This is a genomic window from Aidingimonas halophila, assembly GCF_900106955.1.
GTDB classification, from domain to species: domain Bacteria; phylum Pseudomonadota; class Gammaproteobacteria; order Pseudomonadales; family Halomonadaceae; genus Aidingimonas; species Aidingimonas halophila.
Window position 1 is genome coordinate 60,571 of sequence record NZ_FNNI01000001.1, and the last position, 23,414, is coordinate 83,984.

Annotated in this window: 18 protein-coding genes; 6 read left to right on the plus strand and 12 right to left on the minus strand. The window is 59.6% G+C overall.

The features are described 5' to 3' along the window. Window positions 1-56: 56 nt before the first annotated feature. On the minus strand, window positions 57-1,307 hold the full coding sequence (locus BLW01_RS00310; protein ID WP_092567496.1) for an ABC1 kinase family protein: 1,251 nt from the start codon (window positions 1,305-1,307) through the stop codon (window positions 57-59). A gap of 122 nt (window positions 1,308-1,429) precedes the next feature. Between BLW01_RS00310 and BLW01_RS00315 the strand changes: the two genes are divergently transcribed. From BLW01_RS00315 to BLW01_RS00325, 3 genes are all read left to right on the plus strand, one after another. Next, window positions 1,430-3,352 carry a DNA topoisomerase III gene (locus tag BLW01_RS00315; protein ID WP_092567497.1) on the plus strand — a complete coding sequence of 641 codons (1,923 nt, stop codon included), beginning with the start codon at window positions 1,430-1,432 and terminating at the stop codon, window positions 3,350-3,352. Window positions 3,353-3,507: 155 nt separating this feature from the next. Then, a complete protein-coding gene (locus BLW01_RS00320) occupies window positions 3,508-4,167 on the plus strand; it encodes a peroxiredoxin (protein ID WP_092567498.1) in 660 nt (219 codons plus the stop codon). 308 nt (window positions 4,168-4,475) lie between these two features. Further along, complete coding sequence (locus tag BLW01_RS00325) at window positions 4,476-4,919, plus strand: DUF411 domain-containing protein (protein WP_092567499.1); 444 nt, start codon at window positions 4,476-4,478, stop codon at window positions 4,917-4,919. Here the strand turns inward: BLW01_RS00325 and BLW01_RS00330 are convergent. Further along, on the minus strand, window positions 4,906-7,089 hold the full coding sequence (locus BLW01_RS00330; RefSeq protein WP_308428086.1) for a heavy metal translocating P-type ATPase: 2,184 nt from the start codon (window positions 7,087-7,089) through the stop codon (window positions 4,906-4,908). The two genes, BLW01_RS00325 and BLW01_RS00330, sit on opposite strands and share 14 nt — an antisense overlap. 105 nt (window positions 7,090-7,194) lie before the next feature. Here BLW01_RS00330 and BLW01_RS00335 point away from each other — a divergent pair, with 105 nt between their 5' ends. Beyond that, the gene (locus BLW01_RS00335) at window positions 7,195-7,656 is read left to right on the plus strand and encodes a MerR family transcriptional regulator (protein WP_229806347.1); all 462 of its coding nucleotides are present in this window, start codon (window positions 7,195-7,197) and stop codon (window positions 7,654-7,656) included. Here the strand turns inward: BLW01_RS00335 and BLW01_RS00340 are convergent. Then, window positions 7,650-9,047 carry an ATP-binding protein gene (locus BLW01_RS00340; protein ID WP_092567501.1) on the minus strand — a complete coding sequence of 466 codons (1,398 nt, stop codon included), beginning with the start codon at window positions 9,045-9,047 and terminating at the stop codon, window positions 7,650-7,652. The two genes, BLW01_RS00335 and BLW01_RS00340, sit on opposite strands and share 7 nt — an antisense overlap. Continuing rightward, window positions 9,044-9,706 carry a response regulator gene (locus BLW01_RS00345; RefSeq protein ID WP_092567502.1) on the minus strand — a complete coding sequence of 221 codons (663 nt, stop codon included), beginning with the start codon at window positions 9,704-9,706 and terminating at the stop codon, window positions 9,044-9,046. The genes BLW01_RS00340 and BLW01_RS00345 overlap by 4 nt, the downstream gene beginning before the upstream one ends. Window positions 9,707-9,852: 146 nt before the next feature. Between BLW01_RS00345 and BLW01_RS00350 the strand changes: the two genes are divergently transcribed. Beyond that, window positions 9,853-10,455: a CBS domain-containing protein gene (locus tag BLW01_RS00350; RefSeq protein WP_092567503.1), complete on the plus strand. Its 603-nt coding sequence runs from the start codon at window positions 9,853-9,855 to the stop codon at window positions 10,453-10,455. Window positions 10,456-10,463: 8 nt separating this feature from the next. Here the strand turns inward: BLW01_RS00350 and ppc are convergent, their stop codons facing one another. From ppc to cysM, 5 genes are read right to left on the minus strand one after another with little or no spacing between them, the layout of a single operon-like run. Next, entirely contained in the window at window positions 10,464-13,112 is a 2,649-nt protein-coding gene (gene ppc, locus BLW01_RS00355) for a phosphoenolpyruvate carboxylase (RefSeq protein WP_092567505.1), read from the minus strand. Further along, complete coding sequence (gene mazG, locus BLW01_RS00360) at window positions 13,109-13,987, minus strand: nucleoside triphosphate pyrophosphohydrolase (protein WP_092567506.1); 879 nt, start codon at window positions 13,985-13,987, stop codon at window positions 13,109-13,111. Before mazG ends, ppc begins: the two co-directional genes overlap by 4 nt. Further along, the gene (gene relA / locus BLW01_RS00365; RefSeq protein WP_092567507.1) at window positions 13,984-16,281 is read right to left on the minus strand and encodes a GTP diphosphokinase; all 2,298 of its coding nucleotides are present in this window, start codon (window positions 16,279-16,281) and stop codon (window positions 13,984-13,986) included. Before relA ends, mazG begins: the two co-directional genes overlap by 4 nt. Before the next feature lie 20 nt (window positions 16,282-16,301). Beyond that, window positions 16,302-17,684, minus strand: a complete 1,383-nt coding sequence (locus tag BLW01_RS00370) for an RsmD family RNA methyltransferase (RefSeq protein WP_308428085.1) — start codon at window positions 17,682-17,684, stop codon at window positions 16,302-16,304. Window positions 17,685-17,691: 7 nt separating this feature from the next. Continuing rightward, on the minus strand, window positions 17,692-18,588 hold the full coding sequence (gene cysM, locus BLW01_RS00375; RefSeq protein WP_092567509.1) for a cysteine synthase CysM: 897 nt from the start codon (window positions 18,586-18,588) through the stop codon (window positions 17,692-17,694). A 123-nt stretch (window positions 18,589-18,711) separates the two neighbouring features. Between cysM and BLW01_RS00380 the strand changes: the two genes are divergently transcribed. After that, window positions 18,712-21,558: an ATP-binding protein gene (locus BLW01_RS00380; RefSeq protein ID WP_092567510.1), complete on the plus strand. Its 2,847-nt coding sequence runs from the start codon at window positions 18,712-18,714 to the stop codon at window positions 21,556-21,558. On the opposite strand, the gene acpS is transcribed toward BLW01_RS00380, so the two are convergent. The 3 genes from acpS to recO are packed head-to-tail and all read right to left on the minus strand — an operon-like array spanning window position 21,498 to window position 23,409. Then, complete coding sequence (gene acpS, locus BLW01_RS00385; protein WP_092567512.1) at window positions 21,498-21,875, minus strand: holo-ACP synthase; 378 nt, start codon at window positions 21,873-21,875, stop codon at window positions 21,498-21,500. The genes BLW01_RS00380 and acpS overlap by 61 nt on opposite strands. Before the next feature lie 5 nt (window positions 21,876-21,880). Then, window positions 21,881-22,663, minus strand: coding sequence for a pyridoxine 5'-phosphate synthase (pdxJ, locus tag BLW01_RS00390; RefSeq protein WP_092567513.1), 783 nt, complete (start codon window positions 22,661-22,663; stop codon window positions 21,881-21,883). A 32-nt stretch (window positions 22,664-22,695) separates the two neighbouring features. Continuing rightward, complete coding sequence (gene recO / locus BLW01_RS00395; RefSeq protein ID WP_092567515.1) at window positions 22,696-23,409, minus strand: DNA repair protein RecO; 714 nt, start codon at window positions 23,407-23,409, stop codon at window positions 22,696-22,698. Window positions 23,410-23,414 lie beyond the last annotated feature (5 nt).

The window sequence follows — 23,414 nt, forward strand, 5'->3', positions numbered from 1 at the left end:
GAAATACGGCCCTATCCTAGCACGCCGCCGATACCGGCCTCATCCAACATGACCGATCAATGTTGTCGTTTTGCCCACGCCAGCAGCGGCTGGGTACGCGCATGCATGTCAAGACGGGCACCCAGTCTCACCAGATTCCAATAGTGGCCATTCAAGGTGCGTGACAACAACAACGTGTCGGCGGGAGGCTGAATCCGGTCCATCGCCGCCCAGACCCGGGGACTGAGTTCACGTAACCGACGATGAACGCGTACGTCGCCGAAGTCCTGGATTCCCGGCTCAAACAACGGCGCGACCGCTGCCGCCGACTCCCGATACAGCGCCAGTGGCGCACCTTCGCCCTGGCGCCCGCCCAGTGCCAGAAGCGCGGTGTCCATCGCCATAGGATCCTGTGCCAGGGTGGCTTCCAGGAGGTCGAGCATGGTGGCCAGGCGCGCCGGAGGCACCGGAATCACGGCCCCGAGATCATAAAGGATCAGGCGCCCCTGCTCATCGCTGGCAAAATTCCCGGCATGGGGGTCGGCATGGAGTTCGCCATGAGTGAACAATTCCTCGGTCAGCCAATCGGCGAGGTGTGACGCAATGGCTTGCCGCTGGGCATCCGGGGCCGCTTCCAGATCACGCAGGGGCACGCCATCGACGAACGTCATCGCCAATACACGCGATGTACAGAGCGCCTGACGCGGCTCGGGAATCACCAGCCATTCGCAATGGGCATAACGTTGGCGATACCGTTCGAGAGCATCCGCTTCCGCTCGATAGTCGAGCTCACCGCGCAGGCTCTCGGCCAGTTCCTCGAACAGGGCATCCAGCCGAACCTGCGGCACGCGCAGCCAACGCCCCAGGCGCATCATTCGCTTGACCTGGGCCAAATCGCTTTCCAGTACCTCTCTCAGCCCCGGATACTGAACCTTGAGGACGAGCGTTTCACCGTCATGAGTGACGGCCTTGTGTACCTGCCCCATGGAAGCGCTGGCAAACGGCACGGTCTCGATATGGCTAAAGATATCTTCCAGGTTGCCGTACTCGGCAACGAGCGTTTCCCGGATGTCCGACCAGGGCATCGGTTCGGCCTGGCGCTGCAGGCGCGCAAGCTCATTCGCCAGATCCGGCGGCAGCACGTCATCCCACTGTGCCATGATCTGTGCCAGTTTCATGGCCGGTCCCTTGAGCTCTGACAGTCCGTCGAACAGCGCTTCCCCCAGGGCCCGCCAGTTCGTCTCGCCACCCAGGCGACTTCGCAACATGGCACTTCCGGTGCGCGCGCCCAGACCGAGCAGGCGGCGCGTCCTGCCGCGTTCACGCATGATGGTGGTTCCTCTGTCGTGCGGCAAAACAGTACATTACCTGTACAACGTACGATCAGAGTACATCTGGTAGAACACCTTGAATACTGTAAGAATATCCAGATCATGTCGAGGTGACGTTCATGCGCTTGATCATTGCCGAAAAACCCAGTCTGGGCAGGGCCATTGCCGATGCACTGCCCGGGAAGGCCGCACGCCAGGAAGGCGCTATCGTGGTCGGTGATACCACAGTGACCTGGTGTCTGGGACACCTTCTGGAACAGTCCCCACCGGAAGCCTACGACACGGCCTACAAGCAGTGGCGCCTCGACCATCTACCGATCGTTCCCACCCAGTGGCGCTTGACGCCGCGTCCAAAGGCCCGCGGCCAACTCAAGGTCGTCCGCCATTGGCTCAAGCAGGCCACCCGTGTCGTGCATGCCGGCGATCCCGATCGCGAGGGGCAGCTCCTGGTACAGGAGGTCATCGATCACCTGGGCTGGCGAGGCCCGGTCGACCGATTGTTGATCAGCGACCTGAATCGGCCGGCCGTGGTGAAAGCCCTCGACAACCTGCAAGACAATCTGGATTTTCAGGCCTTGTACCGCGCCGCCGAGACGCGTGCGCGTGCCGATTGGCTGTATGGCATCAACCTGACCCGGGCATGGACATTGACCGGCCGCCAGGCGGGGCATGACGGTGTGCTCTCGGTCGGTCGCGTGCAGACGCCAGTACTCGGCCTGGTCGTACGCCGTGACCTGGATATCGCTGCCTTCGAACCTCGCCCATTCCATGTGTTGTGGGTCGATCTAGGCGTTCAGCACGGTCAGTTGCGTGCCTGGTGGCATCCCGGCGACCATCACCGACTCGACGATCAGGGACGGCTACTGGACCGCGCCCCCGCCGATGCCCTGGCATCTCGCTTGCCGGGAACCGAAGGTCGTCTGGCGGAACTCGATACCAAGCGTCGACGGCAGAATGCCCCGCTTCCCTATTCGCTGTCGTCGCTCCAGGTCGACGCCGCACGCCGTCACAAGCTCTCGGCAAAAGCTGTACTGGATACTTGTCAACGGCTCTACGAACAACACAAATTGATCACCTACCCCCGCAGCGACTGCCGCTACCTTCCCGAGTCGCATTTTGGCGAAGCTTCGCACACGCTGACCGGCGCCTGTCGGGGGGATGCCACCTTGTCGGAGTGGTTGTCCAACGCGGACTTCCGCCGTCGATCCAAGGCCTGGGATGACGGCAAGGTCGGTGCGCACCACGCTCTGGCCCCCACCGGTAAGCGAGCGGATATGAGCCGTTTGACCACGACCGAAGCCAATGTCTTTCGTTTGATCGTGCGCAATGTGCTGGCTCAGTTCTACCCCGCCCTGGTCGTCGATGAGGTGAAAGCCCGTTTCACGATTCTCGATGAAACCTTTGTCGCCCAGGGCCGCCACCTGTTGGAACCCGGCTGGAAACCGTTATTTACCACCCGTGACGAGGCCCCGCCCCTGCCCGACCTGAGTGAGGGAGAAACCGCCCGGGTACTCGATCAGGGCGTGGAAGATCGCGAAACGCGGCCACCGGAACCCTTCAGCGATGCCAGTCTCATCAAGGCCATGATGAATATCGCCCGTTATGTGGACGATCCCGAGGTCCGACGAACCCTGCGTGAAACCGATGGACTGGGCACTGAAGCGACCCGGGCGGGTATCATCGAAACGCTGCTTCAGCGCGGCTACCTGGTACGTCAAGGCCAGGCCTTGCGAGCCACGCGCATAGGCCACGCGTTGATACATGCCTTGCCGGCAGCGGCCAGCCGACCGGAACGGACAGCGCTTTGGGAACAACGACTGACGGCGATCGTCGAGCAGGATCATGCATCGTCACCCTTTCTGGACGGGCTGATCGACGATCTGCACCGACTCCTGGGCAGCGTCGATGCCTCCCGGATGCGAGACGGCCTGAATCGCTCGGAAGGGATTGCGCCAGCGCCTCGGGACCGCCCATCCTCGAACCGTCGGCGTGGTCGCAACGCTCGATCGACCCGCTCCCGGCGGCGACGGTCCGCGTCCTGAAGATCGTTACCGGAAATTCACACCTCGAGGGGGTTGCTAATACACTGAAGTGACCCAATAGTGAATGGTTGTAGGAAATTCGTTGGGAACACAACGCGACATGCCAGACTCGGCATGCCGTTCGAGCCACCCACTCACGTATAGGGGGTTTAACGATGAGCCTGAGAATCGGTGATACCGCGCCGGACTTCACAGCGGAAACCACGGAAGGGACACTCAACTTCCACGATTGGATCGGTGAAAGCTGGTGCATTCTTTTCTCGCATCCCAAGGACTTTACGCCGGTTTGCACGACTGAGTTGGGCTACATGGCCAAGTTGAAGCCCGAGTTCGACAAGCGCAACACCAAGATCATCGGTTTGTCGGTGGATCCTGTCGACAACCATGCCGCCTGGTCGAAAGACATCGAGGAGACTCAGGGCACGGCTCCCAACTACCCGATGATCGGCGATACCCAGCTGGAAGTCGCCAAGCTCTACGACATGCTACCGGCCGATCTGGAAGGTAGCTCGGAGGGACGCACGCCGGCAGATAACGCCACCGTACGCTCGGTCTTCGTCATCGGGCCGGACAAGAAGATCAAGGCCATGCTGGTCTATCCGATGACCTCCGGCCGTGACTTCAATGAAGTCCTGCGTCTGCTGGATTCAGTCCAATTGACGGCGCAGCACACTGTCGCCACACCGGTCAACTGGCAGCCGGGTCAGGATGTCATCATCCCGCCTGCCGTCAGCGATGAAGAAGCCCAGAAGAAATACCCCGAGGGTTACAAGACGCTCAAGCCCTATCTGCGCACGGTCAAACAACCGTCATAACTGGGGAGAACGTCAGGGAATGCCCTCGCAAGCTACAGCCTATCCGCACCGCTAATGGGTGCGGATTTTTTTTGATCCGTACCCCCCGACACTTGACCTATGTGTTGCCCCCAGGAAGTACATTCCACACATTGTCGTGTTCGTTTTCCATGAAAACAGGGGTGCCCGATGTTCAACGACTGTCCTATGATGGAGGGTCAAATGGGTTGGATAATGCCTGCAATGGAGATTGCCTTATTCCTGTTGGCAGGACTGGGTATCACCGCATTAGCCAAATACGTGTTTTCTCAGCGTGAGAGGGGTTCCAGATGAATGCTCGTTTCGTCACGATCCTGGCAGGTAGTGTATTGGCCCTGAATAGTTTAGGGGTATCCGCGGAGGCATTACCGGATGACGCCAAGCTGTATAAATCCCCCAGTTGCGGCTGCTGCGACGACTATGCCGACCATCTACGCTCCAAGGGGATCGATGTCGAGGTAATCGACACGGAAGACATGAACCGGATCAAGAAAGATGCCGGTCTTCCCTATGGTGAAGGCGCCTGCCACACCACGGTGATGGGAGATTACGTCATCGAGGGGCATGTGCCTTTTGTTGCGATCGAAAAGCTGTTCGACGAGACACCGGATGTCGACGGCATTAGTCTGGCAGGCATGCCAATAGGCACCCCTGGTATGCCTGGTCCGCAGGAAGAGCCCTATGAGGTCAAACGTTTCAAGGACCGGGAAGCTTCTGCATTCATGACGCTGTAGGATCGAAACGATATCTCAGCAAACGCATGGCGTTGAGCGTCACCAGAACGGTGGCGCCGGTATCGGCCAGCACGGCAATCCACATGCCGGTGATGCCGAACATGGTGGTAATCAGGAATATCGCCTTGAACCCCAGCGCCAGTGCCACATTGGTCTTGACGTTACGCAATGTCGCACGCGACAGACCGATCAACTCGGCAATCCCGCCGACCCGATTCCTGAGCAAGGCGGCATCGGCCGTTTCGAGAGCCACGTCGGTGCCCCCGCCCATTGCGATTCCGACATCTGCGGCCGCCAGTGCAGGCGCGTCGTTGATGCCATCGCCGACCTTTCCGATCGGCCCCCGACCGGATGCCTGCCACTCGCCGATCAATCGTGCCTTGTCTTCCGGCAACAGTCCGGCATGCGCCTCGATGCCCAGAGACTCGGCGATAGCCGATGCTGTCCGTGGGTTATCCCCGGTCAGCATGACGCCCGTCAGGCCCATTCGTGACAATGACGCGAGTCCCGCACCGGCATCCTCTCGCGGTTCGTCGCGCACGGCTATCAATCCAAGCGGTCGCTCGCCGTCGAGGAGTACCGTCACGGATTTTCCCGATGTCTCCAGCGCGGTGATACGTTGACCGAGGGTCCGATTCTTCTGAACCAGCTCAGACACCGTCCGTGGACTGACCAATCGCAGGTAACTGCTGCCCACGCTCCCCCCAACGCCATGACCGGATAAGGCATGTGCATCATGGACACCGGGCAGCTCGATCGAGGCTTGCCGGGCTCGCTCGACGATCGCCATGGCAATGGGGTGACTGCTGTCACGCTCCAGCGCGGCCGCGAGGCGCAGTACGTCATCATCACTGGCCGACACCCCGATGATATCGGTGACTCGTGGTGCGCCGACGGTCAGGGTCCCCGTCTTGTCCAGCGCCACGACCTTCAACGATCCAAGCTTTTCCAGCACGGCACCGCCCTTGATCAACAAACCTCGGCGCGCGCCTGTCGAGAGTCCCGCAGCGATGGCAGCAGGCGTCGATATCACGAGGGCACAAGGGCAAGCAATCAGCAACAGAGCCAGCGCCCGATAGACCGACTCCGACCAGGCGAGACCGGCCACCAACGGTGGGACGACGGCGACCAGCACCGCAATACCCACCACGGCGGGCATGTAATAATGAGCAAACCGGTCGATGAACCGTGCCACCGGCGCCTTGGCTTCCTGCGCCTCTTCCACCAGCCGGATGATGCGGGCAATGGTGTTGTCGGATGCGCGGCGAGTGACTTCGACCTGAAGGACGGCCCCCAGATTGACGGTGCCGGCAAAAACATCATCACCTATCTGCTTCTCGCAAGGGACCGATTCACCGCTGATCGGCGATTCATCCAGACTCGATGCTCCCTCGAGAATTCGACCGTCGCAAGGCAACCGATCCCCTGGACGCACCATGACCCGGTCACCGGGCTCCAGCGTGTCGGCAGATACGTCGCGGACCTCGCCGTCCTCCAGCAATCGGGCCATCGCAGGCGTCAGATCGGACAAGGCGGCGATGCTGCGACGGGCCCGGGAAGAGGCCACGCCCTCCAGCAGCTCGCCGACAGCAAACAGAAACACCACGACAGCCGCTTCCGCCGCCGCATCAATCACCAATGCCCCAACGGCAGCAATCGTCATCAAGGCTTCGATAGTGAAGACATCGCCGCCACGTAGCGACTGCCAGGCCGCTCTGACGATCGGCACCAGTCCCACGACCGTTGCAGCCACGAACGGCCAACGACCCAGTACTGGAAAGAGAAGCTCAAGTCCGACGGCGACGGTCAGCAGAACCCCACTGGCAAGCACCAGTCGTCCTTTGGCGGTTTGCCACCAGCGCGGTGTCCCGGCACCTGCACGACGATTACTGATATCCTGCTCTGATACCACGACATAGCCGAGCCGATGAATCGCTTCGCTCACCGCCCGCTCACTCGGAAGGCTCTCGTCGGGAGTGACGACAACAGAACCTGCAGTGACATTGGCTGACACATCGCCGACTCCCGACAGTTTCGAGACGGCCGTCTCGATTTTCCTCGCGCAGCCCGGGCAATCCATCCCTTCGACACGAAACCGTAGCACGCTCTCTGGCGACATCTCAGTTTCCGGGTCATCCGCTTCCGGAACCTGGTATGACGACTCCACCATGATCAGCCTCCTGACCCCCTTGCCTTCGATACGCTGTCAAGCGCAGGATAATTCCTATAGTCACTAGAGGTTCAAGCCGGAAAGGCAAATGTTGGAGGCATCGAAATGACACAGACAATGGAGGCCGGAATGAGCATTGGCGCACTGGCCGAACGTACCCAGTGCAAAGTGCAGACGATTCGATATTACGAGCAGATCGGTCTGCTGCCCCCGCCGCGGCGCAATGAAGGGAATCAGCGTCGTTATGGCGAGGATGCCGTCAAACGTCTGACCTTCATCCGCCATGCGCGGGATTTCGGGTTTGCCGTGGAATCCGTCAGAGAGTTGCTGGAGATGGCCGATCACCCCGACCTGCCCTGTGAGGAAGCCGATGCGCTGGCACGTCACCACCTTCGTGAAGTCGAAGCCCGTCTGGCGAGGTTGTCGGCATTGCGTGATGAGCTGAAGCGCATGCTGACGCAATGCCAGGGGGGATCGGTCAATGAGTGTCGAGTCATCGAGGTGTTGAGCGATCACCGGTTATGTTTGCATGACGAGCCGCACGGTGGTGCCCAGGATATTCACTGATCCCCGGAATCTCCCCAGTCCAGGCGCGCCTCGAGGCCGCCTTGCGATCGGTTGGTCAAGGTCAGATATACGCGTTGCCGCCGTGCCAGTTCGACAACGATGGCCAGGCCGAGCCCGCTGCCGCTGATGCGTTGATCGGAAGCGCGACGAAACCGGTCGGTAATGACGCCGAGCAACTCCTCCGGTACCCCCGGACCCGTGTCACGAATCGTCATCCACTGCCTGTCATCGGTGCTGCCGAGTGTCACATCGACACGACCGCCTTCAGGTGTGTATCGCAGGGCATTGTCGAGCAGGTTGCGTATCAGGATGCCCAGCTCCGTCGCATCGCCCGTCACATGAAGCCGAGCAGCGTCGCTTACCTGCAGGGTCTGATCGTTGACCTCCGCCAGGGGCCAGAGTTCTGCCGCCAATTCCATGACTAACGCATAGAGGTCGACATGGGTGTCCGTCATTTCCGACTGCCGGTCGAGTTGCGCCAGGATCAGCAGCTGCTCGACCACACGCTGCAAACGCTCGATACCCCCATACGCCTTGTACAACGCCTCATGCTCGCCGGCCATGGCGTTATCCAGCTGGATCTTCAATGCGGCCAGCGGCGTGCGAAGCTCATGAGCGGCGTCGGCAGTGAAGCGTCGCTCCCGTTCCAGTGCATCACCGAGGCGAACAATGAAACCGTTCACCGATTCGCGAAGCGCTGACAACTCCTGGGGAACCGGGGTATCGATGGGGCTCATGTCGCGCTCATGGCGTGCCTCCACTTGAGCGGATAGCGTCGTTATCGGACGCAATCCCCGCCGGATGATGCGCATCATCACCCATAGCAACAATGGCAGCAGCAGGACCATCGGTACCAGATGGTTCAATGTCACCTGTTCTACCAGCGCCTGATGGAAATCCTTGCGAACTCCGATCCGGAGCCAATAGTCGCTGTCGTCATCGAACACGCTCAATACCCGCCATCGGTGTCCTTCATGTTCCAGCCACTCATAACCTTGACGTTCTGGAAACGGTGGAGCGGCGTCGTGCCAACCGCCACCGATCAGTCGCAGCTCGCCCTCCCTCTCCCAGATCCCGATTGCCAGTTTGCGCTCTTCGGGATGATAACGTCTCGCGCGTTCTCGAGATATCGCCTGTTCCTCTCCATCGCGATAGAACCTGGCGGGCTGATCCGGTTGATGCAGTCGCTCGGCGATGCGCTGGAGATCATCCGACGTCATACCGGGTTTCAGCAGGCTCGAAACGATACGCCCGCTCAAGCCCAGCTCGGCATCGAGCATCTCCTCCAGCTCATGATCGGTAATCAGGTAGGCGGCGGTGACGGTGGTCAGCGTCACGATCACGAATGTCAGTGCCAGGGAGCGGGAAAGGTAGCGCCGAATCGAGGTCATGTCGCCTGACTATCCAACCGGTAACCGATACCTCGCACGGTCACGATCAACGATTTATCGAGCTTTTTCCGCAGATGGTGGACATGAACCTCCAGCGCATTGGATTCAAGCTCTTCGCCCCAGCCATACAACAGGCTCTCCAGACGTGGGCGGGACAGCACTTTGTCGTGGTGACGGGCCAATTCCAGCAGCAGCGCGAATTCACGTCGACCCAACGTCACCGGCTGGCCGTGCCAGGTCACCTGATGGCGGGCCTCGTCGATCGCCAGTGCCCCTAAGTTCAACTGTTGCGAAGCCCGACCTTCGGCGCGGCGGGTGATCACACGCAGGCGCGCCAGCAGTTCCTGCAGATCGAAGGGTTTCAGGACATAATCATCGGCCCCCGAATCGAGGCCATGGATACGAGCATCCACGGAATCCCTTGCCGTCAGGATCAGCACGGGCATAACGCTTTGACGTCGTGATTCGGCCAGCACATCTAATCCATCGATATCGGGCAATCCCAGATCGAGCACCATCAGGGAAAACTCTTCGGTCTGCAGTGCCGTCATGGCGTCCTTGCCCAGGGTCATCCAGTCGACGGCATAGCCTTCCCGGACCAGAGCCGCCTTGATGCCGTCACCAAGCAATGGGTCATCCTCGACCAATAATACCCGCATGTTCCCTCTCTCTTTCCCTCACCACTGACCATTGTCTGTCAACACTTAAGCCTCTGTTAAGAGAGTCATGAAAAGCTGGTCGCACTGGGCATACCGTCGAGACACGACACGCCCCATGGCTAAACAACTGCTAAAGGAGATGGCTCATGAATGTCATGACACGTCCACTACCGACACTGGAAACGCTTCATGGCGCACTGCCCATTCGTCGCCCCACCACGACCCTCCACCTGACGACCGACAGTCCCGCCCGTGACATCCTGACCGATTTCACCATATCCCCCGCTCTCACCATCCCGGCCAACACCCCGACGCGTTATGCCCAGGAGATCATGAAGTCAGGCGGTGTGCGCCTGCTGCTGGTGGTCGACAGTGCCGGCGACTGCTGTGGTGTCGTCACGTCCCGGGATCTAATAGGAGGACGACGAGTCACACAGGCCATGCATCGCTTCGATATCCCCCGCGACGAGGTGACGATCAGCATGATACAGACTCCGAGTGACAAGCTGCACGGCCTGTCTCTTCCCCAGCTCGATGCCATGACCATCGGCGACCTGATCGAGACGCTACAGACCCATGGCGACCAGCATCTGTTGATCATCGAGCGCGATTCGACCAACGAGCAATACTTGCGGGGCCTGGTCTCGGCCGCCGATATCGGCCGCGCTCTCGATATCGAGCTCAGCCAGCCGCCGGAAGCCCAGACATTTGCTGAAATCTGCCAGGTCATACTCGGCCACGAACTGTGACAGGTTGCTCAGCCTGTGTTGCGCAACCCGGCAGCGATACCGGCCATGGTCACCATCAGTGCCCGTGACAGTTCGGGACTGATGGCGCCATCGGCATCCCGGTTGCGCTGCAACAGTTCCGCCTGCAATCCGTGTAGAGGATCGATATAGGGATTGCGAACCTCGATCGCCTGGCGAATCAACGGAGTATTTTCCAGTAGCTCCTGCTGATCGAGAATGTCCAGCATCACCGATTGAAGCCGGTCGAAACGATTGCGCAATTCCTGTCCGAGCTCGAGCAGCGGTGGCTCATCGACCAGACGACGCTCGTAATACGCGGCAATCTCGACATCCGCTTTCGCAGAAAGCATCTCGAGCATATCGAGATAGGTACCGAAAAATGGCCATTCGGCACGCATTTCCTGCAAACGTTCGAGGCCACCTTCCTCTTCCAGACGCTTGCTGAATGCTTCACCACTGCCCAACCAGGCCGGCAACATCAGTCGCGTCTGCGTCCAGGCGAAAATCCAGGGGATCGCCCTGAGTGTTTCGACCCCCCCATCCTGACGGCGCTTGGTCGGTCGCGATCCCAACGGTAAACGCCCCAAGGCGCTCTCCGGCGTCACCGAGCGGAAATAAGGCACGAAATCCGGGTTTTCACGTACCACCCCGACATAGCCACGGTAAGCCACGTCAGCTAGGTGATCCATCTCCTCACGCCATTCCGGCTTGGGGGCAGGCGGTGGCAACAGCGTCGCTTCCAGTACGGCACACGCATAGATCTCCATGGAGCGCAAGGCGATGTCGGGTTGGCCGAACTTGAAGCGGATCATCTCGCCCTGCTCGGTCACTCGTAGACTTCCGTTCACCGACCCGGGCGGCTGAGAAAGGATCGCCGCATGGGCCGGACCACCTCCCCGGCCGACCGTCCCTCCACGACCATGAAACAGCGTCAGATCGACATCATGCGACCGGCAGACTTCGACCAGGGTTTCCTGAGCACGGTATTGTGCCCAGGCAGCTGCAAGCTGGCCGGCATCCTTGGCGGAGTCGGAATAGCCGATCATCACTTCCTGGCTATCGCCGGACAGTCGCCGATAACCGGGCAGTGAGAGCAATCGGTCGATGACGTCCCCGGCACGGTTGAGATCATCAAGTGTCTCGAACAGCGGGGCAATCGGCAGACGCACATCACCGCCGACTTCCTTCATCAGCAATGCCACGGCAAGCACATCCGACGGTTGCGCCGCCATCGAAATGACATAGGTGCCAAGCGCTTCACTCTGTTCGCGGGCAATGACGCGAAAGGTGTCGAGCACTTCCCGTGTTTCTGTGGAACACTCCCAGCGTCGCGGAATCAAGGGGCGCGCCGACACCAACTCGGCTAACAGGAATTCCTGACGCTGCGACTCGCTCCAGTCACGGTAGCGGCCCATATCGAGGAAGTCCGTGAGTTCTTCGAATACCTGGCTGTGCCGTGCGGCATCCTGACGGATATCGAGACGCGTGAGCGTCACCCCGAACACGGCAACGCGACGCAAGGTATCCAGCAGGACGCCATTGGCGATGGTATCGAGCCCCACATCGCACAGGGAGCGGTAACAAGTCAGCAGTGGTGCATAAAGTTGGTCACGGTGCTCGATAATCGGGCCCCCCTCATAGGGACGGCCGTCGAGACACGCCTTGGCCCAGTCACGAGTTGCCTCCACACGGGCGGCCACCCGCTTGAGCAGTGCCCGATAAGGCTCCGCCTCGTCCCCGACTTCGGCACGCAGGGCACTGTTGGCACGCCACATCGACAACTCCGCCTTGAGCTGCTCGAGGTCACGAAGGTACAGATCCGCAGCCATCCAACGCCCCAGCAACAGAACCTCGCTGGTCACGGCAGCGGTCACGTTGGGATTACCATCGCGGTCACCGCCCATCCAGGAGGCAAAACGCAGGGGAGCGGCATCCAGCGGCAGACGTTCACCGGTTGTTTCGAGCAACAGGTTGTCGAGATCGCGATGGAAGTCGGGAACCGCCTCCCATAGGGAGTTTTCGATCACGGCAAATCCCCACTTGGCTTCATCCACCGGCGTGGGGCGCTCGTGACGAATTTCATCGGTATGCCATGCCTGACTGATCAGTTCCTCCAGACGCCCGGATGCGCGGCTGGCTTTCTCGGAGTGTTCATCAGTACTCTCGATCGCTGTCAGGCATTCGTCGATAGCGTCGTACTTCTGGATCAGGGTTCGTCGTATGACTTCAGTCGGATGTGCTGTCAGTACCAGATCGACACGCATGCCGGCCAGTGTCTCGACCAGCTTGCGTGACGAGTACCCCTTGGATTTGGCACGCTCAAACAGTTCGCCGAGTACCGGCTGAGACCCGGGCTTGTAGTCCTCGACCCGGCGGAAGCGAGCCCGATAATGCTGTTCGGCGATATTGGCGAGATTGAGAAACTGGTTGAAAGCCCGTGTCACCGGTAATAAATCCCGATCGTCCAACCGCCGCAAGTATTCGATCAGTTCCCGTCGCCCCTGGGGATCGCCCTGGCGTCCCTGTTTGGCATAGGATCGGATGGTTTCGATCTTGTCGACGAACGCGTCTCCCTGATCATCGGCAATGGTGCGCCCCAGACTATCGCCCAGGATACGGACATTGTCGCGCAACGATTCATGAAGGTCGTGACTCACTTCGCCTCCTCCTCTTGACTGACATTATCCGACGACCGGGAAATGGGCGGCTCCCCAGACTGGCGCTTGGCTTCCTGCCAGTAGTGTTCCATCGTTGCCAGGTCGACATCATCAGGCAGATGGCCGTCCGTCCGCAGAGCCGATTCGACATAACGGAAACGTTGCTCGAACTTGGCATTGGTCGCTCGTAGATAGCGCTCAGGATCGGCTTTCAAGGTACGCGACAGATTGACGACCGCGAACAGAAGATCACCCACTTCCTCACAGGCTTCTTCATGCTGGCCCTCGGCAAGTGCCGCCTCGACTTCGGTCAACTCTTCGCGGATCTTGGCCAGGACGCCCCGGGAATCAGGCCAATCGAATCCCACCCGGGCGGCCCGTTTGGACAATTTCGCCGCCCGCGACAACGCCGGCAAGATCCGCGGCACGTCATCCAGCACGGAAGTCGCTTCCCGTCCGGCCCGTTCATCGGCCTTGAGAGACTCCCAGCGACTCTTGACCTGGGTGGTTTCCACCTCCATCGCGGGGATATCCGTGCGGCGCGATGTCAACGTGCCGTCCGGGAAGACGTGTGGGTGGCGCCGTACCATCTTTGCCGTCAGGCAATGCACGACGTCATGGAAGTCGAATCGCCCTTCCTCGCTGGCGAACTGACTGTAATAGACCACCTGAAACAACAGATCGCCGAGCTCTCCCGGCAGTTCATCATACGCGCGTCGTTCAATGGCATCGGCGACTTCGTAGGCCTCCTCCAGCGTATGCGGAACGATGCTGTCCCAGTTCTGTTTCACATCCCAGGGACAGCCCTGCTGCTCATCACGCAGCACTGCCATCAGGGTCAGCAGATCCTCGAGTTGATAGCGTTCTCCCGTCATGACGCCTGCCCCTTGCCCTTGTTGTTATTGGCCTTGCGCGGCTTTTTCCTTCCGCCGCTACGCAGCCGTTTGACGTCGATGACATTGGGCAGTTGTTGGATACGAGAGAATAATCGCCCCAATGTCTCCAGCCCGTCGACCTCGACAGTAATACTCATGCGAGCGATGCCGTCGTCCTGATCGGTCATGGTATTGACCGACAGTACATTGACCTTGTCATGACTCAGCACGTTGGTGACATCTCGCAACAATCCGGACCGATCCCAGGCTTCGACCTGGATATCGACGGGGTATTGGGTATGCGCCCGTTCGCCCCACTCGACCTCGATCACGCGTTTCGGTTCGTCAACACGCAGCTGGAGCAGGTTGGGGCAGTCCTGACGATGAATGGTCACGCCCCGTCCCTGAGTAATGAAGCCGACGATGGGTTCACCCGGCACCGGATGGCAGCAGTTGGCCATGTTGGTCTTGAGATTTCCCACTCCCAGAACGGTAATATCGTCACTGGGCTCTCTGGTTGGTGCGCGCTTCGGCTTGGCAAGCAGGCGATCGAGCTGTTCCTCGTCATCGGACTCACCGAACAACTGCTGCGCCTGGTGCAACACCTGTCCGATACGCAAATCGCCGGCTCCCAGTGCCGCATACATGTCATCGGGAGTGCTGTAATTGACCTTTTGCGCCAAGGCATCGAGGTCCATATCCTCGATGTCGAGACGCTTCATTTCCTTCTCGAACAGCGTCTTGCCTTCCTCCAGATTCTGTTCGCGCGCCTGTTGCTTGAACCAGGACTGGATCTTGGCTCGGGCGCGTGACGTCTGGACGAAACCCAGCGACGGATTCAACCAATCGCGGCTCGGCCCTCCCTGGGTCGCCGTAAGGATCTCGACCTGTTGCCCCGTCTCGAGCCGGTACGTCAGAGGAACGATGCGGCCATCCACCTTGGCTCCACGGCAGCGATGACCGATCTCGGTATGCACCCTGTAGGCAAAGTCGATGGGTGTCGCCACCTTGGGCAGATCGATGACGTGACCTTCCGGCGTGAAGACATAAATGCGATCCGGTGCCACATCGCTGGTGAGCTCTTCGCTGAGATTGCCGAAATCGCCCACTTCCTCCTGCCACTCGAGCACCTGACGCAACCAGGCGATCTTTTCCTCGTAGCTGCGGCTCTTGGTATCGGTATCGTGCCCCTTGTAGCGCCAGTGAGCGCAGACCCCGAGCTCCGCTTCTTCATGCATGGCAAAGGTCCGGATCTGGATTTCCAGCACCTTGTTTTCCGGGCCCAGAACGGCGGTATGCAACGACTGGTAACCGTTCTTCTTGGGATTGGCGATGTAGTCATCGAATTCGTGGGGCACGTGGTGCCAGTGCGAATGGACGATACCCAAGGCGGTATAGCAATCCGCAACCTCGGGCACCAGAATTCGCACGGCGCGAACATCATAGACCTGGGAGAAATCGATACGCTTGCGTTTCATCTTCCGCCAGATCGAGTAGATGTGCTTGGCACGCCCCGTGACATCGCAGCCCTCGATCCCTTGGGTACGTAACAACCCCTTGATTGTTTCGACGACATCGTGGATATAACGATCACGATCCAGGCGCTTTTCGGCTAACTGAGTCGCGATCGACTTGTATTCGGTCTCATGCAGATAGCGGAACGATAGATCCTCCAGTTCCCACTTCAGATGACCAATGCCCAGCCGGTGCGCCAGCGGTGCATAAATGTCGAAAACCTCACGTGCCACACGCATCCGTTTGTCGCGCGTCGCATCCCTGACCTGACGCAGCGCGCACGTTCGCTCGGCAATCTTGATCAACGCCACGCGGACATCGTCGATCATGGTCACCAGCATCTTGCGCAGATTTTCCTGCTGATTGTGCTGGGACAGGCCTTGGCGAGGCGCCTGCTGCGGGCTGATCGCTGCCATGTGCAGCACACCATCGATCAGGTTGGCGACCTCCTTGCCAAACTGTTTGGTGATGCTATCGATACCGATCAGCCCTTCCCGGACCGCACGGTACAACACCGCAGCCTCGAGCGTTTCCTGATCGAGCTTCAGCTCACCCAGGATATCGGCCATTTCCAGGCCCATGCGAAAGCTGGAGCCTTCAGCCAACCATGCCTTATGAGGACGTTCAGCCTCACGCGCGAGCCGATCAGCCAGCTCGCAGGCCTGGCGCATCGTCGTGGCATCTCGCAGGCAGACATCCTCTTGCAGACGGGTCAGCCATTGTTCGATGTCCACTGCCCCGGATTCGGTCAAGGGCTGGTCTTCGCGCACTTTCACCATTGCGCTCGTTCCCTCCTTCCTTATGGCCGTGCCTGAACCGACTCAAACAACAATACCGACTCCAGATGCGATGTCTGGGCAAACATGTCGGCGACGGCACTGGCGACAATACGGTATCCCCCATGCACAAGGTGTGCCGCATCCCGGGCCAGGGTGGCAGGGTCGCAGGATACGTAGAGCACTCGCGCCGGCCCCTTCTGGGCCAAATGCCGGCAAACCGCTTCCGCCCCCTCCCGTGGCGGATCGAGAATGACCAGATCACGGGATGACGCGGTCAATAACGCTGACACTACCGAGTCATCCATCAAATCCGCCTGACGGGCGTCAATGTTATCCAGGCCATTGGCGCGTGCATTCTTCATCAGTCGATCCACCATCGCCTGCTGTCCTTCCACCGCGGTCACTTCAGCGGCGTGAACGGCCAGTGCCAGGCTGACGTTACCGATACCGGCAAACAGATCCAGGACATGTCCTTCGGCAAGGTCCGGCATCACCCATTCGAGGATGGTATCGATCAATTGCTGATTGACCCCGGCGTGCACCTGCAGGAAATCCCCTGGCTCAAAGCCTACCTTCACGTCTGTCTGCCCACTGTCCAGGCGATAATACAGCTCGGGGGATACATCCCCATTCCAGATAAGTGTTGGCGTGTCGCGACCGGAGCGCCAGGCCAGATGAAAGCCTCTAGAGGCAGCCAATGATTGCCAGCGGCGTTCATCACCGGGATGCGGACGTAGCTGACGGACGACAACACAGGCACCGTCATCACTATCAAGCAACTCGACATGTCCCACCAGATGCGGGGCGTCCAATGACGCGAGACATGCCGACAGGGAGGGCAGCAATGAGGACAGGGCCGGCACCAGAATGGGACAATCGACGATATCGACCAGATGGTGACTCCCCGCTTCACGAAAGCCGACATGGACCTGGCCCTGCGCATCGACCTTGACGCCCAGTCTGGCCCGACGCCGGTAGCCAAGCGATGCATCGGCCAGCATGCTGGGTGGCCGAGGTAATGTCAGGTGCTGGCGTTCCAGTTGCTCGACGAGCACGGCCTGTTTATGGTTCCGCTGCGCACTGGGAGCCATGTGTTGAAGGTCACAGCCACCACAACGAGCGAAATGGTCACAGGCCGGGGTGACACGTTCGGGGGAGGCGAGATGAACATCACGCAGATGCGCTTCATCGAAACGGCGACGTGAGCGGTGTACCGCCACCGACACGCGTTCACCTGGCAAGGCCCGCTCGACGAACAGCGTCTTGCCGTTGTCGGAACGAGCCACACCGCGACCATCATGAGCCAATCGCAGTATCTCGATGCCCTGTGCTTGCCCGGTCACTACCGACGAGGGAGAGGACCGTTTCTCCGACGTCCGCGGAGGACGACGTTTGCCCAACATGGCCATTTCACTGTTCCGGGGCGTAGAGCCCTGTCGACAAGTAACGATCGCCCCGATCGCACACGATAAAGACAATCACGGCATTCTCGTTTTCTTCAGCGATGCGCAGAGCGCCTGCCAACGCGCCTCCCGATGAGACACCGGCCAGAATGCCTTCTTCACGTGCCAGGCGACGCATGTGTTCTTCAGCCTCATACTGACCGATATCAAGGATCCGATCGACCCGGGACGCATCGAAGATGGAGGGAAGATATTCTTTCGGCCACCGCCGGATGCCGGCAATGGTGGCACCATCTTCCGGCTGCAACCCGACAATCTGCACCGAATCACGTTGCTCCTTGAGATACTGCGATACTCCCATGATCGTGCCGGTCGTCCCCATGGAACTCACGAAATGGGTAATGCGTCCCTCGGTCTGCTGCCACAACTCGGGGCCGGTGGTGCGATAATGCGACCATGGATTGTCCGGATTGGCGAACTGATTGAGCGGCTTGCCTTCTCCCTTGAGAATCATTTCCTGAGCCAGATCACGCGCCCCCTCCATACCGGCTTCTTTGGTCACCGTGACCAACTCGGCACCATAGGCAGCCATGGCCTGCTTGCGTTCGCTGGACGCACTTTCGGGCATGATCAGGACCATCCGGTACCCCTTGATGGCTGCCGCCATGGCCAGAGCAATGCCTGTGTTGCCGGACGTGGCCTCGATCAAGGTGTCACCGGCATGAATATCCCCCCGCGCTTCGGCTTCGGAAAGCATCGACAATGCGGGACGATCCTTGACCGACCCCGCCGGGTTATTGCCTTCCAGTTTGGCCAGCAGCGTGTTGTTGCGACCTGCAGCAATGCGTTTGAGTCGAACCAACGGCGTGTTGCCGACCACATCTTCGAGCGTGGGAAAAGCCATATGGAAATCCTTGTGCTATCGTCTACCGGGATTATATCGCTGTGAGGAATCGGACAACAGCGATGGCGCTGCCTCTCCGTATGGCAAACTACGCTCTCCATTGCAGATACCGGATGACGAAGCATGTCGTTGAAGACCCGTTTGATCGCGCTACTATTGGGTATACCGCTTTGTTCGGCCATTCTGGTAGCCACTCTCGCCGTATTCAACGACATCCAGCAACGCCGTACGACACTGGGCGAATCGCTGACCACGCATGCCGAGATGCTGGTCCCTTTGCTGACCGACACCCTGAAGCGGCATGAAGCGGCCTCGGCCAATGACGAGAGCTTGCAACGTGACTTGCGCGCCCAGTTGCAACCGTTGCTGAATATCGATGATGTCCGTTCCGTCACGCTGCGACTCGGCGACGAGACCCTCCTGGCCGAACTAGGCCAGCAGCCGACGCGACACGCCCCTTCCTCTCCCGAGGAGACGCGACTGATCACCGACGGCCCCCAGTGGTATCTCGACATGCCTCTCCCGACCCGTATCGATGACCGAACGGTATGGCTTGAGCTGGAGGCCGACACCACTTCCCTGGCGCTAGGGACTTACCGCTTCCTCAGCCTGATTGGACTGGCATTGTTGGCCATCGGCATACCGGTCATCCTCTTCGCCTACCTGTTCAGCCAACGAACCGCCCGGCTGGTCGACTCATTCCGCCAGGCCCTGTCCCGACTCTATACCGATGACGAATTCACGCCGCTCAAGCCCACGGGGCCCAGCGAGCTGGCCGGACTATCGGAAGACATCAATGCCCTGGCTCGCCGTCAGGAGGAGGCCAAGGAGGAGACACAGCGTCATATCGAGCAGACCACCCAGGAACTTCAGGAATCGATGGAAACCATCGAGATTCAGAATATCGAACTCGACATGGCGCATCGGCGCGCCCTGGATGCCAACCAGATCAAGTCAGAATTTCTTGCCAATATCAGTCACGAGATACGGACGCCGCTCAATGGCATCATCGGCTTTTGTCAGTTGCTGGAACGCTCACAGCTGGAAGCGCGTCAGCGGGATTGGTTGGGGCATGTCCAGAATGCGTCGGACAGTCTGCTGTCCCTGATCAACGACATTCTCGATTTCTCCAAACTGGAAGCCGGCAAGCTGGAGCTGGAGACAGTCGCACTCGACATGGTCGAACTGGTTGACGATGTGCTCGGCCTGCAGGCCCCCCAAGCTCATGAAAAGGGACTGCATCTACTGGGCCTCGTATACGACGATGTACCGGCGCAACTACAAGGCGACCCGCTTCGTATCAAACAGGTACTGACCAACCTGGTGCACAATGCCATCAAGTTTACCCAGGAAGGTGATATCACCGTTCGAGTCATGCTCGATGATATTCAGCAGTGCCAGGCATCGAGTGAAGCAACGGCCAAAGACCACACTGCCGATACCAGCCAGTGGCAGGTCAAACTGAGGGTGACCGTCACGGATACCGGTATTGGCCTCTCATCGGATTATCACCAGCGTCTGTTCAAGGCATTCAGCCAGGCCAGTATCAGCGACACCCGGCAATACGGTGGCACCGGCCTGGGCTTGAAGATATGCAAGCAGTTGCTCGAGCAGATGGGGGGGAATATCGATGTCGACAGCAAGCCGGGTGAAGGCTCGACGTTCAGCTTCACCTTACCGCTATTGGCACAGACTCTTGAGGAGCGTGAGCCGGAACTGACGCTGAATGGCGAACTGATCGTATTGCAAGAGCCACATATAGCCACACAACGGGCTTTTTCCCATTTATTGCAGAGCTGGGGAGCCAGAGTCGCCTCGCTGGAGACACTCGCACCTGATGCGAATCCAGCGCTTTGCATCATTAGCCTGGACAATGGGACGCTCGATGAATCGGTGCAATCCCGAGGGTGGCTCGATTCGCTGCAAACGCTGACTTGCCCCAGCCTGGTATTGCTCAATGCCAGCCCTGTCGACACACATGAGTATCACCTCCCCACCGAAGGCGACTTACTGACCAAACCCGTGTCACGTCGTGCACTGGCCGACAGCATCAAGCGCCTGTTGACCCACGGTGGCTCGCAGCCTCAGCAACACGACGAGCGACGACATTTCCATGATCTGCATCAAGCACGTGTCATGGTCGTCGATGACAGTGCTTCCAATCGTTTGCTCATTCATGAAACGCTCAAAGGGATGGGCGTCGAGACCTGTCTCGCCAGCAGTGGTGAAGAGGCTCTCGAACTGGCCCGGCAGCAAGAGGCCGACCTGGTTCTCATGGATATTCGTATGGAGGGCATGGATGGTGTCGAAACCATGCGGGGGCTTCGTCACCTCCCGGGGCGCTGGCGCCACTGTCCTTTCATCGCCGTGACGGCCCATGCTCTGGAAGACGAGCGGCGACGTCTATTGAATGCGGGAATGCATGATGTGCTGATCAAACCGGTTCAGATCAATGATCTGGTCCAGATGGTCAATGCTCACCTCGGCCTGGAGTCCCCTGAACGTGACCTGCCATTGCCAGCGCCTGACTCGACGGTGACAGCAACACGCAATGATCTAGCCATCGTCGACCATGAGCTTGGCATGCGCCTGGCCGGCGGCGACAAGAGACTGGCCGACCGTCTGTTCGAACAGCTCATCGAAGAGATCGACGACAGTGAACCCGCTCTGGAGAACGCATGGCAGGCCGATGACAAGGAACGGTTACTCGATATTATCCACCGATTGAATGGTGCTTGTCGCTATTGCGGCGTGCCCCGTCTGGCATTGCTCGCCGAAACGCTGGAAACACGGCTACGGGTCAATAGCGCCACCGATATCGATGATCTGCTCGCAGCCCTGCGACAGGCCATGGATGAGCTGCGCTGCTGGGAGGTGGACTCTCGTCATGCACAAAGCGCCCCTCCCTCTCAGGACTCGAGTACCACGACGGCTGAAGCCAGATCCTTTTCATCAGATAATGACAGGTGAATCCATCGCACCCCGGCACTGTCGGCATGCGCCTTCGCTCTCCCTGCCAGGATCAACGAGGGGCGCCCCAACGCATCATTGGCAACCTGGATTTCCGACCATCGCATGCCATGTCGCAATCCCAGTCCGAGCGCCTTGACGAAGGCCTCCTTGGCCGCGAACCGCTTGGCAAGATACGCACCGGGTTGCCGGTGCGCCCTGATACAGCCCCGTTCCTGCTCTCCCAATAATCGTGTCAGAGCGCGGTCGCCATGCCTCGCCAGCAACGCTTCACAACGCGACACGTGAACGATGTCGTTACCGATGCCAATGATCATCAGTGTCAGTCATGCTCGTGGTCGTGAACGTGTGACTCCATCGAGGCCACCAGACCGGCCTCCTGACCGGCGATGGCCAGACGCTTCATCTCGGCGACGGCATCCTTCATGCCCACGAACAGCGCGCGGGCGATGATTGCATGGCCGATGTTAAGCTCATGAATTCCCGGCAGGGCGGCAATCGGTTCGACATTATGATAGTTCAAGCCATGCCCCGCGTTGACGGTCAAACCCAGGTCAAAGGCCAATTCGGCCGCTTCAACCAGACGCCGATATTCGATATCGGAGGACGCGCCTCCCTCGGCGTAGGCCCCGGTATGCAGCTCGACGACCGGTGCGCCGGCCCCATGGGCGGCTCTGACCTGTTGCTCATCCGGATCGATGAACAACGAGACGGTACATCCCGCCGCCCCCAAGCGCCGACAAGCGTCCGCGATGACGTCTTGATGGCCGGCAACATCGAGCCCCCCCTCCGTCGTCAACTCCTCACGTTTCTCGGGTACCAGGCAAACATGGGCCGGCTGCAGACGCTCTGCCAACGCCATCATGTCTTCGACGACCGCCATTTCCAGATTCATGCGGGTATTGAGCGTTTCGGCCAATAACCGGACATCACGATCCTGGATGTGCCGTCGATCCTCGCGCAGATGAATCGTAATGCCATCGGCACCCGCTTCCTCGGCAAGCAGTGCCGCCTGAACAGGATCGGGATAGCGTGTTCCGCGGGCCTGACGCAGGGTAGCGACATGGTCGATATTGACGCCCAGAAGGATTCTCGGAGGATGCATCGCGATCTCCATCTACGAAAAAGTGGCTTGGTTCAGTCAGTCGCACGCTTCTGACGACGTTTGGCTAGCTCCAGCATCAATTCCCGCGAGCGCAATGGCTTGCTACCCAGCAGAGACGACAGTGCCGTACGGGTCAAACGCTTGGCCGATAACGCCAACCCAGGGGCCGCCCAATCTCCACTGGCCAGCAAACGCAAGGTGCGGCCATCAAGACCGACCGTCTCGTCCAGGGTCGGCTCGAAACTGCGACTTCCCGGACAATAGCGATAGTGGGTCTGAGCATCGAGAGGACGCCCCTCGGTATCGATGAACCGTGGATCGGCATCCAGCGCTTCCAGCAGGGCCAATTCCAGACGCCGAAGCGCCGGTTCCCGTCCATCGGGGTGCGGTAGACCATCCAGCATCGCGCCATAAAAGGCAAACACGTCCCGCACAGGCAATTCCAAGGGTAACAGCCGTGACAACAACTCATTGGCGTAGAAACCGCACAGTAGCCCCTCCCCGGCCAGCATTGCGCCCCCGCCACGGCTCTCCATCATCCGCAAACGCTTGAGGTCACTATCACCGATCCAGGTCACATGCAGGGGAGTATAAGGTTGCAGGCGGGTTCGGCCACGGCTTCCAGGTCGGCGCACTCCCTGGGCAACCGCACGAACACGGCCATGATCCAGAGTCAGGAGTTCAACGAGAGCACTGGTCTCGCGGTAAGGCTGCTTATGCAGCAGAAACGCCGGCTGAGGTTGCATGGCGC